The following is an 11,992-nucleotide window of genomic DNA, read 5'->3' as shown; positions in this document are numbered from 1 at the left end:
CTCCACAGCAACGCCGCCATCGTCGACGCCTGCTGCCAAGCCTGGAATGCCCTGACGCCAGATCGCCTCCGCTCCCTCACTAGCTATCCCTGGATTGGAAAAGTCACTTCATAAGCGCGCCGGTATCACACCACCAGCCATCGCCAGCTCGTCCTGCTGCCTGGCGGTGGGCTGATCCTCGACACACCGGGTATCCGCGAAGTGGGCCTGATCGATGCGGATGCGGGCCTAAGCACGGTTTTCGACGACATAGAAGACTTGGCCCGGAACTGCCGGTTTCGCGACTGCGGGCACAGCACCGAGCCAGGCTGTGCAGTGCGCGAGGCACTGGAAAGCGGCGTGCTCGACGCGGGCCGCTGGGCAAGTTTTCAGAAGCTGAGCCAGGAATTGGCGGCACTGGAAGTGACAAAGGACAGGATGGCGCAGGAAGTCGAGCGCCGTCGCCAAGCTATGCTGCAGAAGGCGTATCGGTCGAACAAAAAGGATCTACGGGACCAGTGACGCCGGATCGATGCGCTGCGCGTTGAACGCCCGTGATATCGGAGCATCGCACCTTATGCTGGTGTGTAGCGTCCATACTTCTGCATCCATGCCCAGCAGCGTACTCAGACGAGAGATCATCTGGTCTCACGAGACCAGGTGAACCTGAACGTGTGCTATCCTTGGCAGAGCAGATCGGCTTATGAAGTGTGTCCGTCTCGCTGCGGAGCCATTTCTGCTCAGGAACCTTGCCACGTCGCTTCTGGCCTGGGCTCGACAATTCAGAATGCAGTGGAATCGTTGAAGGAGGCCTGACCATGGCCAATCAGTTCAAGCGCGGTGAGAGTGTCCGCTTCATGACGACCGGCGCTGGTGTGAAAACTGCGCGCCGCGGCACTGTCGTGAAGACGGCGCCTACGGTGCGCGGTACCCGCGTCGAGGTGAAGGATAAGAGCGGCAACCTGTATCGCCCGCATCTGTCGATGGTGAAGCTGGCGGGTTGAGGACCGCTGCGGATCGGTACCTCCGGCTGGGTGAAACAGGGATCAACGTTGAGCATGTCGCGGCCGCAGGAATGCGGCTGAGAAGAGGTACGAGCGCGTGACAGAGCCAGGAAGACCGCCTGAGTTCGGCGCCATCTATGACGGAACCGGCACGCTGATCGCAGGTGACGGGCCGGCATTCTCGGTGGGACTAGTCGCCGCCCTGCCCTTCCAGGCCTTGCTGCATGACCTGGACAGGCCGGGGAACAGCATGGAAGCCGATGACCGCTTGTGGCTGCTGCCCGATCAGCCCTGGGCCAGCGTCAACCTCCCCGAGCACCTTCTCGCGGGGCTGGCCACCACGGTCCGCTCCGGAGGCAAGGTGCTCGTGATGGCGCATGATGCCGAAGCGGGCGACCTTGCCTGCCAGTCCGTGGAAGTGATGCTCGACGGCTCGCACGGCACTGCCTGACGCAGGATCGGCTGGGTGACAGCGCAACGACCCTGCTAGGGTCTCTCGCCAGCGTAACGCTGGCAGGGAGATCAGAGATGTTGGGCCAAGGGGTCTTCAGCGGCCGTCAAACGGCGCTTCCGGTGGAAGTGGCCGTCCACATCACGGAAGATGATGGTGGCAAGCTGATCGGCGTGGTGGTGCCACCAGGCGGCCACCAGAACCCTCACCTCGTAGGCGATCTGCCCGCAGGCCCGGGGCTGGTCGTCCGTCCGGCCGCACTGGCCATCAATGACGGCATCAGAAGGGCCCAGACGCTGCAGGCTCCGCTCGTAATCATTGATCTTTACGGCGTGTGGGATGCGTCCTGGGGAGAACTGCGGCCGCATTAGCGCAAGCCAGCCGAGGATGAGCTTGCCCTCGGGCATGCACCCAAGCAGACCCGTCCTCGTTCGCGGGCATGAGGGCCGTAACCGCCCCTGTCAGGAGCAAGCGGCAGGTGGCTGCCGCTGCTGCCCGAACGGTCAGAGCGGCTCCGCCAGCCGACGAGGGGCACCACCGAGCCACTCGCCGAGCTTGGACCAGCGCCGGCGAGCGCTGCCGTTGCGCACGGCGATGCCGAGTGCCCGGCGCTGGCCCACCAGCACCACCAGCCGCTTGCCCCGGGTGACGCCGGTGTAGAGCAGGTTCCTGGCCAGCATGGGGTAGTGCTGGGTGGTGAGCGGGATCACCACCGCCGGGTACTCCGAACCCTGGCTCTTGTGGATGGTGGTGGCATAGGCCAGCACCAGCTCGTCCAGCTCCCCGAAGCCGTAGCTGACCTCTCGCCCCTCGAAGCGGACCGTGAGTTCCCCCTCCTCGGCGTCGACACCCGACACCACCCCGAGGTCGCCGTTGAACACGTCGCGGTCGTAGTTGTTGGCGACCTGCATGACCTTGTCGCCCACCCCGTAGGTCCAGCCGAAGCGCTCCACCCGGAGCTCGCCGGGCGGGTTGAGCGCGGCCTGCAACTCGATGTTGAGCGAGCGCGCACCCAGCCCGCCGCGGTTCATCGGGCAGAGCACCTGTACGTCGCGCACAGGGTCCAGCCCGAAGCGTGCCGGGATGCGCTGCCCCACCACGGCCAGCAGCTTGCGCAGACCCTCCTCCGGCTCGTCCGCCTCGACGAAGAAGAAGTCCGACCCCTCCCCGGCCCGCAGCTCGGGCATCTGGCCGCGGTTGATGCGGTGCGCGTTGGTGATCACCTGGCTCTGGGCAGCCTGGCGGAACACCTCCGTCAGCCGCACCACCGGCACGGTCGCTGAGCCGATGATGTCGGCCAGCACCTGTCCCGGCCCGACCGAGGGCAGCTGGTCCACGTCGCCCACCAGCAGCAGGGCGGCGCCGTCCGGCAAGGCCCGCAGCAGGGCGCGCAGGAGCGGGACATCCACCATCGAGGTCTCGTCGACCACCAGGAGCTCGCAGGCCAGGGGGTTCGTGTCGTCGCGCTTGAAGCCGCCGGTCTTGGAGTCGGTCTCCAGCAGCCGGTGGATGGTGCGGGCCTCCAGCCCGGTGCTGTCGCTCAGGCGCTTGGCGGCCCGCCCGGTGGGGGCACACAGCGCCACCTCGACCCCCTTGGCGCGCAGCACCTGCAGCACCGAGTTGACCAGGGTGGTCTTGCCCACCCCCGGCCCGCCGGTGATCACCAGCACCTTGCTGGCCAGGGCCAGGCGCAGCGCCTCGCGCTGGCTGGGGGCGAGGGCCAGGCCGGTGCGGCCCTCCACCCAGGGGACGGCCTTCTCCGCATCGATGGCCGGCCAGGGCGGCGCGCCGGCGGCCAGGGTGCGCAGCCGCTCGGCGATGGCCTGCTCGGCCCGCCAGAGGCCGGCCAGGAAGATGCAGGGTCGCCCTTCCAGCGTGTCGGCCACCACCTCGCCGTCTGCGAGTTCCAGCTCCAAGGCGGTGCCGATCAGCTCGAGCGGCACCTCGAGCAGTGCCGCGGTCTGGGCGGTGACCTCCTCCACCGGCAGGCCGCAGTGTCCCTGCCCCGTGGCCTCGGCCAGGGCAAAGGAGATGCCGGCCCGCAGCCGGATGCTGGCCGTGGGCGCGATGCCGAGCTTGCCCGCCACCACGTCGGCGGTGCGGAAGCCGATGCCGCGGATGTCGCGGGCGAGGCGGTAGGGGTTGTCGGTGATGACCTGCACCGCATCCGCGCCGTAGGTCTTGTAGATGCGCACCGCCCAGGAGGTGCCCACGCCGTGGCTGTGCAGGAACAGCATGATCTCGCGGATCACCTTCTGCTCGGCCCAACCGGCGACGATGCGGGCGGCGCGCTTGGGGCCGATGCCGGTGACCTCGCGCAGGCGGGCGGGCTCGGCCTCGATCAGCTCGAACACCCCCTCGCCGAAGGCGCGGACCAGCTTGCGGGCATAGACCGGGCCGATACCGCGGATCATGCCGGAGCCGAGGTAACGCTCGATGCCCTCGACGGTGGTGGGCTGGGTGGCCTTCAGGAAGGAGGCGCGGAACTGCAGGCCGTGGGTGCGGTCGTTGCTCCAGCTGCCCGAGAGCTGCACCCACTCACCGGCCGCGATGGTGGTCGCGTGGCCGACCACGGTGACGAGGTCCTTGTGGCCGCGGGCCTTGACGCGCAGCACGCAGAAGCCGTTCTCGGCGTTGTGGAAGGTGACCCGCTCCACCAGGCCGGCCAGCGCCTCGGTTGGAGCGCCGAGCGCGGCCTCAGCCATCAGGGTTCCCGGCGACCAGCGTCATGCCGGGAAGATGGGGGGCGTCGCCCGGGTTTCCTCTCGGACCAGCTCCAGAACCAGCCCAAATTGAGAACACTCCGGGACTGAGCGACCAAGAATTCAAATTTGAATTTGAGAGTGCCTCCCAGTATGCGGGTCTGGGCCGGGCCGATCGCGTGTTGGGCAGGGCGGCCCGGACCTTGGGGGCGGAGAGGGAAGATGGCGAGGATCCCGCGGGAGGAACATGCGGCCATTCGGCAGCGGGTCGAGGTGGAAGGGCAGAAGGTGGCCGAGGTGGCTGCGGCTTATGGCTGCACGCCGGCCAACATCTACGCCATCCTGGCCAAGCTGCGCCGGCAGGACGGCCCGGAGGCGAACAGCGCCATCTCTACGACTGCTCCTGCCAACGCTGAGCCCAGCCATGCCCCAGTGAACGCCGTCCCGGCCGATCTTTTCGGGGTACCAGTCGAGCCCGCATCGGAACCGGCTGCTGCACTCGCGGTGGCTGATGCTCCCCGACCAAGTCCAGTCCCTGCGACAGCCGCCTCTCCCCTGCCCGCACCTCCCGCACTGGACCCGCAGCCTGTGCGACCGCCAGCACAGCCTGCTCCACGTGTAGGCGGCAGCAAGGCGGCTCCGCGGTCGTCTGCTCCAGCGCCGGAAGCACGGGCCGGCAAGATGGGCTATGCTCTGCTGATGCGAACCAGCGACGGCGAGGAGGCGGTCAACCCGTTCCGCTCGTTGGAGGACCTGCTCGCCGCTGCCAAGCCGATCCTGCGCACGGCAGCGCGCAGCCCTGAGCCGATCTGGTTCTCCATCCAGCAAGTCGACCTCGATGCGTTGGACGAGGATGCCTGAAGAGTTGGCTTACCCGTACCAGGGCACCATGTCCGATCCATAGCTGCGTCCGAGCCTTTCCGGACCTTCCGCAATCGGCGGGCACAGGCTCGCCCCCTGACGACACAATCATCGCTGACCCATGCTGGCGGACCATGATGCCGACCTTGCACTTCATCACGCATCCGGAGGTCGTCATCGACCCCTCCGTGCCGGTGCCGGAGTGGCCGCTCTCCCCGGAGGGAGTCCGACGGATGAACCTGGCGCTGGAGAACCCCTGGATGAGCCGGCTAGGCGCGGTGTTCAGCAGCGCCGAGCGCAAGGCTACCGACGCCGCCCGCCTCGTGGCGGACCGCTTCGGCTTGCAGCCAGTCATTGTTGCGGAACTCGGCGAGAACGACCGCTCGGCGACCGGCTATCTCCCCAGGGCGGAATTTGAGGCGACGGCCGACCTCTTCTTCGCGCATCCGGAGAGGAGCGTGCGCGGGTGGGAGCGCGCGGTCGATGCCCAGCGCCGGATCGTGGCCGCGCTGGAGCGCGTCATGGCGGAGGCACCCGGCCCCGGGGACATCGCCGTTATCTCACACGGCGGTGTCGGCGCGCTCTTCCTCTGCCATCTCAAGGGGGTGCCGATCAGCCGGGCCGAGGACCAGCCAGGCACGGGAGGAGGCTGCGTCTACTCTTTCAATATCGCCACCCGCGCCCTGATCACCGGCTGGCATCTGATCGAGGATTGAAGGGCGGCTACCGCCGTCTCCGACCCTTCCGCGACATTGGTGATCGTAGGAGCAAAATCGGACGTTGAAGTGGAAGCAGACATTGCGTCATCGCCAGCACAGGCGGCTGCTTCGCGCCCACTACGGTCGTCCGGCCGAACTTGACCGCTTCCCGAAAGCGGTCATTCCGGGGGAAGCCGAACGATGACAGCTGTCAGTCGAACTTTATTCCGAACAGCCCTCCCCCAGGTGCATCCGAAAGCACGGGGTCCAAGACGAAGCTGCGGAAATCTTCGCTGCCTTCGGTCTCGGCCCGAGCAAGCTCATCCGAATTGAGAGTTACGATGTACTGAATACCAATTTCCTTGGCGTACTCCGCGCCAATACGAAGCGCGCGCGCAAACTGCCGCCCGTCAACCGGCTCATACAAATGGCTGTCATGGATGAGAAATCCTGGCCCCATTCCCCGGCTACGGCAGAGCGCGGCCATGGTGAAATCGAAGCAGAAAATCTGCATGCTCATAATCCCCGCACTTTGGGCGGAGGGGATGCTGGGAACGAACCGCAGCCCTTGCTCGTTTGCCGAAATCGCCAGCTCGCCGGGCCTTTCGTAAAGGCGCTCAGAAATTTCCGAGAAAGTACGGCTTGCCTGATTTGCGATGGAGGAACGCTCCCGGCGATCTTGGCGCAACGCGCGTGTCGCATCCTCAATCTCTCGCTGCTTCTCTTCAGCCTGCGTCTCCAGCTTGCGCGCTTCGTTCAGCCGCGCTTCCAGCACCCGAACAACGCCATCCTTTTCCGATAGCTCATCGCGCAAACGCAGCAGTTCGTCAGCCGGGCCTCCCGTACGAAGGGCTGCAGTGATCTGACGGCGTCGGACCTCAACATGCTCTCTCTCTGGCCGCCGTTCTTCCATCCTGCGTTGCGCGCTTGCAATCTCGCTTTGCAATTGAGCCTGACGGTTTGCGATCAGCTGATGATGGAAGCGGGCAACCTCCTCGTAGCGCCGGTTGACAATATCGGGGAACACCATCTTCGCCTCTGCAAAGAGCGCTTCCAGACGCGGCGCACGATCCTGTCCCTCGGCCTCAAGGGCGCGCCGATTGGCGTCGATCGACTCGCGGTCCAGCACGTCTTCGTCAGACAGGTCGCGGCTATGTTCGTTCAGCGTCGCAAGTTCCTGCTCAAGATCACGAAAAACCGGCAGCACGTTGAAGCTCTTGATACGCTCGTCCAAGTGATCGCGCGCTAACGTCGCCGCCGCGATCTGGGCGGATAGTGCGGCCTCGAGATCGACGCGCCGCGCTCCAGAAGGCGCAACCTTTTCAAGATCGCGGAGGGCTTTCTGCGCAGTCTGGATCTGCTTCAGTTCGTTTTTGGACCGATGAAACCGCCGCACCACTTCGGCATCCAGACCAAACAGAACGGCAAGGTTCGTTTCACTAATAGCGTTGGTCTGTGCCCTGAAAGTGCGGACCGGATCGTCATAGCCGCCGTCCCGCCGCCGCCGCGCAAAATAGGAGATCAGCTGACGAAAGGAAGCAGCACCAGATTGCCTGCCGCTGTTGAGCTGAAACCACGCCTTCCCGAGATGGCTTGTCCAAGCCACGTTCGCGAGCGGCTCAGCATCCGTGCTGTCTAGAGACCCCGGCCCTTCCTTTCGTACCGAGACTCGCGGGCTCGAAGGGCTACGCCGTACGGCGAGGTATTCATCACCAACATTAAGGGATAACTCGAAGGTCCAGTCGCGCACCGCTTGCGCTTTCAAAGCGCCTTCCGCGTCTCCCGCCAAGAGAAAGTGAACGAGATCGATGATGCTGGATTTTCCAGCCCCATTGCGCGTGCGACGTACCGGCGCTTTCTGATCCTCATCGTCTCCGCCGGCCGAAAGCTGGCGTTCCGCAAGGACGATGTTCAAGCCTTTCCGAAACTGGATGGTCTTGAAGGACGGGTGATCTGCTGAGAGACGGTAAAGCATTAGCCTGCCACCCGCTGAGCGCTGCGTCTCAGCAAGCCGTCCTGATCGAACCAGACAAGGTTCATGACGAACAGCAGATCGACGGACAGCAGGAACCAGACGTAGGAGATCGGGCGCTTCTGGTGAAGCTCCCGAATCTCGTCCCACAGTCGGGAAACCGTCATAGGCTCCCCAAGCCGGTCAAAGATGATGCCGCCGATGGTCAGCAGCGCGCGATCCGGTGCGATGTTCCGGTCAGGCAGGATCATGTCCCACCTCCGGCGGCTGATCGAAAATCTGACAGGTGGAGAAGAAGTGCGTGACGATAGCCAGCGCGGCAACCTCTCTATCCGGATCGCCCGTTGCACCGCCCGCAAAAATGAGCAATTGCTTGAAAGCTTCGGTAGGCTCCGCACCCTCAGATCGCAGCTGCTGATAGCGCGAAGTGAATCCAGCGGCCATGCGCGCGCCTTCGTCCGGGTCTGCACGATCGTCGATGTATTTTTCCACCCGCCTGGCCGCCGCCGTACTGATGCCGAAGAAGTGACGCACGCTGTCAGGTAGCAGGTTGAAAGCCACCTTTGCGTCCACCGCCGTTGGCAGCAGGATAGGCTCAAGCGGCAAGCGGGAAATATCAGACCGGATGTAGGCAAGGGCGCGCCCAATATTCTCGTATGTCGCCCGCCTGTTCATGTCCCCGCTGCCGGGAGCGCGCCCACCGAACATTTTTGCACGAAGCCCGGCTTCTATGCCGCGTGCCAAATCGACGATATCGCCCCGATGCAATACGCCTGACGGAACCTTTAATTCGTTCGTAAGTTCAGCCATCAGGCGCGCGACTTCGGACGGCACCTTGTCCCTATAGAGGCCGACGACGAACCACCACTTTTTCAGCAAATCCTTCCAGTGATCTTTCGCTCCCCTGAAATCTTCTTCTACCTTCTTGAGCGCATCCCGGACATCCGCTTGCCCGTAGCGCGGACCATAACACTGATAGACGTGGCCGACATCGGATCGCCAGCCATCGCATTTCAGGTCGCCTCGGCTGCCCATCGGAATTGTCGAATAGAAGGCAGTGCCCCAGAGCGCCTTTCCGATATCTTGGAAAAGCGTCTCGAACGCATCGCCGTCGCTATCTCTCAGGCGGACATGCAGGTGCATTTCCTGCCACGCCCAATCGATCTCGTCAGCGTCCATTGGCATTCGCCTCCAGGCGCCGCATCGACCGCCACAGGGTCGAATGATCGACCCCGAGCAGTCCGGCCATGCTAGCAGGTGTTTGCTGGCCGCCGTCGATGGCCTCGCGTGCGTGTGCGATTTGTTCGGGCGTCAGCTTGCGCGGTCGCCCAACATGACTCCCGCGCTTCTTCGCGGAAGCAATACCGGAGTTGACCCGCTCCACGATCAAGGCGCGTTCGAACTCGGCCAGTGCGCTCATCATATGAAAGATCAGTGTGCCACCCGCTACCGTTGTGTCGATGCTTTCCGACAGCGACGTGAAACCGGCCCCGCGTGCGCCCAACTGGCGCACCGTCTCGATCAGATGCGGCAGCGACCGCCCGAGGCGGTCCAATTTCCAGACGACGAGAACGTCGCCGTCGCCGATGCGGGCAAGCGCCGCCTCGAGACTTGGCCGGTTCGTCGCCACCCCTGACGCGTCGCGATCCTCGAACACCTTGGCGCACCCGGCAGCCGTCAGCGCAGCCCGTTGCAGGGCAAGCGACTGCTCGTCGGTCGAGATGCGGGCGTAGCCAACTTTCATGGCAGGATTCTGCAATAGGGTTTTGCAAAAGTCGAGGGGCAATGATTCCAATGCTTTACAGGGAACGGGATCAGTCTTGCAAAATGAGAGCTTCTGCAGGATCTGCAGGATCTGCAGGAGTGAGCCGCGCGCGTATCGTCCACGATAGCGTCGGAAATTCGGAGCCACTATGGGTGCAGCACTTTCGTGCCGACCCAACTGACCGGAGAACCCGACGATGCTCGATCCGAGCGCATACGACTTCTGCAGCGAATTCTACACGGTTGAGAAGGTGATTGAGGTTGTCGTCAATATCGGCGGTCAGGCCCGGCAAATCCGGATCGAGGCGCTTCACGGGCCGAGCTCCACGGCCCGCTACAGCACACGCGCCTACATCAAGGAGTATCTGACGGTGCAACCGACATATCCGCAGAATTCCGAAGGCTTCGTGAAAAAGCCCGAAAGCGTCAGCATGTGGATCGCCTACGATCTTCCCTGGACGGCGCGGAGCTCTGCCGACGAGGCGTTGGCCCAGGCACTCGGCTTTTTAGGTGAATGCTGCCGCAAGCCGTAGCGGCCGAGACCGAGCGTGTCTTCACGTAAATTGGGCGCCGGGCTCGGTGCTAGGCAGCCGCGAGCGATGGTGAGGAGTGCTGCTCTTCTCGGCTCCACTTGCCAGTCAATAGCGGTCAGGCCAGTTCTGGCCAGACCACGTCACAGTGGGCGAACTCGGGCAAACGTTCTTTTCGTCCGCTCTCGAAGGTGAAGCAGGCATTGCGGTGTGAGCCTTCTACAGCCGCTTCCCACCCAAGTCCGGCGATAGCCCCCTGCCAGGAGCCTGGCGCTAGGTCCAACATTGTTCGGCCCTGGTCGACGCTCTTGCTGAACCTGTCGCAGCAGTTCGCGCGGTACCGTCCATCCGGACCGAGAGGCCAAGCACGACGCTCCAGGTTTACGGCGTGAGCAATCGACCTTCAGCACCACCAGATCGCTGATCGCTTCATGGTCGCCGCTGCCGTCAGCGGCCCGGCGCCTCCCGAACTACCCGCACGAAGCTCCCAATCAGCCTAGGCATCTCGACGGCCCTGGCTGGCAGCCGATCCTCCGGAACGGTCAAGCCGTCGAGGAACCGCCCCGCCTCGGTGTAGAGCGCCAGTTCCAGTCCCTCTCCGACGATCTCCACGCGGCAGACAATGTCTTCATCTCCCGCCTGCTGCTTGGCTTTCGCGATGAACTCCACGATCTCCTCGAGACCCCGGGTCTGCGCACCGGCTTCGTCGAGAAACTCGGCGATCTCTGCCCCCACCTCAGAGGGTGAGACCAGCGCCAGCGGAACGCAGCCCCCGCTCGCCTGGAAGACGGACGTGCGCCACCTGTCGAAAATGGCGGACATGCGAGCCTGCTCCGGGTCCTGGGCAGCCTCCTCGTCATCCATGCCGCCAGGAAAGCCTCCCGCGGCCGCGATTTCGTCCCAAACGGGGATGTCCCAGTCGATCTGCAGCCCGACCAGCACCCCGAAGCCGTCGCTCACCAACTCGTCCGCTTCGCCTGCGGGCAGGTCGCGGGGCTCGGTCCCGGCCACCATGTCCAGGAGGACACGCCGCAGTGCGCCGGGCGCGAGACGTGCCAGGGCCTGCGGCGATCGCCAGCCGGGCAGGAAGCGGAGCTCGGTCGTTTCCTCGAACGCTCCGGACGCGAGGAGGCTCTCGCCGAGCGCAGCCGCGTCCGGCAGCCCGTGCGCGGGGAGCGCCACGGGCAGGGTCACCAGTTCGGCCCATCCCGAAGGCCCGACCGCCCCGCCCTCGGCCGCCGACTGCAATGCCGTGGCCAACTCGTCCGCGTTCTGGCCGCCGTGGCGCTCCGACGCCTTGCGGATGGCGAGATCGAGGACGTCATCACGCCCTGCCGTCAGGAGATCCACGGCGAGCGAGGTCACCTCAGCGCTCCCCGCGATGAAAGCAGCGAGCAGCTGGTCGGCTATGGGACCAGGTGCCTTGTCAAACTCCGGTCCGGGCGGTGACGAAGCGTCCGCATCCACCCCGAGTAGCCGGAGGGCGATAGCACCCCTGAGGAGCCTGCAGCGGTCAATCCAGGCACGCCGGTTCTCCGGAGTGTTCTCCCGCTCCTGCATCCAGCGTCGGAAGGCTGCCCGGTCCGCCCGCTGCACGAAGACCTCGACCCCCTGGTCGATCATCTCCGCTGCGACCGCCCTGTTCACTGCCCGAGCAGTTCCGAGGTCGATCTCGCCGGGGCGCACGGTGTCGAGCGCTTCGGCATCGGGGTAGTGCGTGAGGAGCACGGCGTCGAGTTCCGGGGCAACGTCCCGGGCGAGTTCGACAGCCTCATCGATCGCCTCGTCGCTCAGGTCTCTCGTGTACGGCATGTCGGGCGTCCCAGCGTCGGCCGGGTTATGCCCCTCGCCGCCTGCACCCTCAATCGATAGGGTCCTAAGCAGCTGTACCCAGATGCTGCGTTGGCAGCTGGTCCGGCGGAGTTGTCCCAGCTTCAGTCGTGCACTCGGCTGTCTGCTCCCACAGGCGCCATTCATGAGCCGCAGTTCCGCTTGCGGCCAGACTACGCCGGCCGCTCTCTGCATGATGGC

13 protein-coding genes are annotated in these 11,992 nt (G+C 64.8%); 6 read left to right on the top strand and 7 right to left on the bottom strand.

Annotation, left to right across the window (positions count from 1 at the left end; translation table 11 throughout):
* The first annotated feature begins 201 nt into the window (after positions 1–201).
* The 3 genes from ACLIBK_RS22325 (at position 202) to ACLIBK_RS22315 (ending at position 1,434) form a co-directional block, all read left to right on the top strand.
* Complete coding sequence (locus tag ACLIBK_RS22325; protein WP_415389517.1) at positions 202–501, top strand: hypothetical protein; 300 nt, start codon at positions 202–204, stop codon at positions 499–501.
* Positions 502–797: 296 nt separating this feature from the next.
* Complete coding sequence (locus ACLIBK_RS22320) at positions 798–983, top strand: hypothetical protein (RefSeq protein ID WP_415389516.1); 186 nt, start codon at positions 798–800, stop codon at positions 981–983.
* A 97-nt stretch (positions 984–1,080) separates the two neighbouring features.
* The gene (locus ACLIBK_RS22315; protein ID WP_415389515.1) at positions 1,081–1,434 is read left to right on the top strand and encodes a hypothetical protein; all 354 of its coding nucleotides are present in this window, start codon (positions 1,081–1,083) and stop codon (positions 1,432–1,434) included.
* Between the two features lie 71 nt (positions 1,435–1,505).
* On the opposite strand, the gene ACLIBK_RS22310 is transcribed toward ACLIBK_RS22315, so the two are convergent.
* On the bottom strand, positions 1,506–1,841 hold the full coding sequence (locus ACLIBK_RS22310; protein ID WP_415389514.1) for a hypothetical protein: 336 nt from the start codon (positions 1,839–1,841) through the stop codon (positions 1,506–1,508).
* A gap of 96 nt (positions 1,842–1,937) precedes the next feature.
* The gene (locus ACLIBK_RS22305) at positions 1,938–4,139 is read right to left on the bottom strand and encodes an ATP-dependent RecD-like DNA helicase (protein ID WP_415389513.1); all 2,202 of its coding nucleotides are present in this window, start codon (positions 4,137–4,139) and stop codon (positions 1,938–1,940) included.
* A 678-nt stretch (positions 4,140–4,817) separates the two neighbouring features.
* Between ACLIBK_RS22305 and ACLIBK_RS22300 the strand changes: the two genes are divergently transcribed.
* Together ACLIBK_RS22300 and ACLIBK_RS22295 are read left to right on the top strand one after the other, a co-directional pair.
* Entirely contained in the window at positions 4,818–4,997 is a 180-nt protein-coding gene (locus ACLIBK_RS22300) for a hypothetical protein (protein ID WP_415389512.1), read from the top strand.
* A 134-nt stretch (positions 4,998–5,131) separates the two neighbouring features.
* A complete protein-coding gene (locus ACLIBK_RS22295; protein ID WP_415389511.1) occupies positions 5,132–5,713 on the top strand; it encodes a histidine phosphatase family protein in 582 nt (193 codons plus the stop codon).
* A gap of 193 nt (positions 5,714–5,906) precedes the next feature.
* On the opposite strand, the gene ACLIBK_RS22290 is transcribed toward ACLIBK_RS22295, so the two are convergent.
* From ACLIBK_RS22290 to ACLIBK_RS22275, 4 genes are read right to left on the bottom strand one after another with little or no spacing between them, the layout of a single operon-like run.
* Complete coding sequence (locus ACLIBK_RS22290; protein WP_415389510.1) at positions 5,907–7,610, bottom strand: DUF2326 domain-containing protein; 1,704 nt, start codon at positions 7,608–7,610, stop codon at positions 5,907–5,909.
* 59 nt (positions 7,611–7,669) lie between these two features.
* The gene (locus tag ACLIBK_RS22285; RefSeq protein WP_415389509.1) at positions 7,670–7,918 is read right to left on the bottom strand and encodes an ABC-three component system middle component 6; all 249 of its coding nucleotides are present in this window, start codon (positions 7,916–7,918) and stop codon (positions 7,670–7,672) included.
* Positions 7,905–8,846 (bottom strand): ABC-three component system protein, encoded by a 942-nt coding sequence (locus tag ACLIBK_RS22280; protein ID WP_415389508.1) that lies wholly within the window; start codon positions 8,844–8,846, stop codon positions 7,905–7,907. The genes ACLIBK_RS22285 and ACLIBK_RS22280 overlap by 14 nt, the downstream gene beginning before the upstream one ends.
* Positions 8,836–9,411 carry a recombinase family protein gene (locus tag ACLIBK_RS22275; protein WP_415389507.1) on the bottom strand — a complete coding sequence of 192 codons (576 nt, stop codon included), beginning with the start codon at positions 9,409–9,411 and terminating at the stop codon, positions 8,836–8,838. Before ACLIBK_RS22275 ends, ACLIBK_RS22280 begins: the two co-directional genes overlap by 11 nt.
* A gap of 217 nt (positions 9,412–9,628) precedes the next feature.
* On the opposite strand from ACLIBK_RS22275, the gene ACLIBK_RS22270 reads away from it, so the two are divergent.
* On the top strand, positions 9,629–9,964 hold the full coding sequence (locus ACLIBK_RS22270; protein WP_415389506.1) for a hypothetical protein: 336 nt from the start codon (positions 9,629–9,631) through the stop codon (positions 9,962–9,964).
* Between the two features lie 444 nt (positions 9,965–10,408).
* Here the strand turns inward: ACLIBK_RS22270 and ACLIBK_RS22265 are convergent, their stop codons facing one another.
* Positions 10,409–11,773, bottom strand: a complete 1,365-nt coding sequence (locus ACLIBK_RS22265) for a hypothetical protein (RefSeq protein ID WP_415389505.1) — start codon at positions 11,771–11,773, stop codon at positions 10,409–10,411.
* Between the last annotated feature and the right edge of the window lie 219 nt (positions 11,774–11,992).

The sequence above is a fragment of the Roseomonas sp. BN140053 genome (assembly GCF_047690175.1).
GTDB lineage: Bacteria > Pseudomonadota > Alphaproteobacteria > Acetobacterales > Acetobacteraceae > Roseomonas.
Note: the sequence above shows the minus strand (reverse complement) of the source record. Positions and strands in the feature narration are given on the sequence as shown.

Excerpts from the sequence above, each read along its gene's own strand:
- ACLIBK_RS22320 (WP_415389516.1), top strand. The coding sequence starts at position 798 with ATGGCCAATCAGTTCAAGCGCGGTGAGAGTGTCCGCTTCATGACGACC.
- ACLIBK_RS22310 (WP_415389514.1), bottom strand. The coding sequence starts at position 1,841 with ATGCCCGAGGGCAAGCTCATCCTCGGCTGGCTTGCGCTAATGCGGCCG.
- ACLIBK_RS22305 (WP_415389513.1), bottom strand. The coding sequence starts at position 4,139 with ATGGCTGAGGCCGCGCTCGGCGCTCCAACCGAGGCGCTGGCCGGCCTG.
- ACLIBK_RS22300 (WP_415389512.1), top strand. The coding sequence starts at position 4,818 with ATGGGCTATGCTCTGCTGATGCGAACCAGCGACGGCGAGGAGGCGGTC.
- ACLIBK_RS22295 (WP_415389511.1), top strand. The coding sequence starts at position 5,132 with ATGATGCCGACCTTGCACTTCATCACGCATCCGGAGGTCGTCATCGAC.
- ACLIBK_RS22285 (WP_415389509.1), bottom strand. The coding sequence starts at position 7,918 with ATGATCCTGCCTGACCGGAACATCGCACCGGATCGCGCGCTGCTGACC.
- ACLIBK_RS22280 (WP_415389508.1), bottom strand. The coding sequence starts at position 8,846 with ATGGACGCTGACGAGATCGATTGGGCGTGGCAGGAAATGCACCTGCAT.
- ACLIBK_RS22275 (WP_415389507.1), bottom strand. The coding sequence starts at position 9,411 with ATGAAAGTTGGCTACGCCCGCATCTCGACCGACGAGCAGTCGCTTGCC.
- ACLIBK_RS22270 (WP_415389506.1), top strand. The coding sequence starts at position 9,629 with ATGCTCGATCCGAGCGCATACGACTTCTGCAGCGAATTCTACACGGTT.
- ACLIBK_RS22265 (WP_415389505.1), bottom strand. The coding sequence starts at position 11,773 with ATGCCGTACACGAGAGACCTGAGCGACGAGGCGATCGATGAGGCTGTC.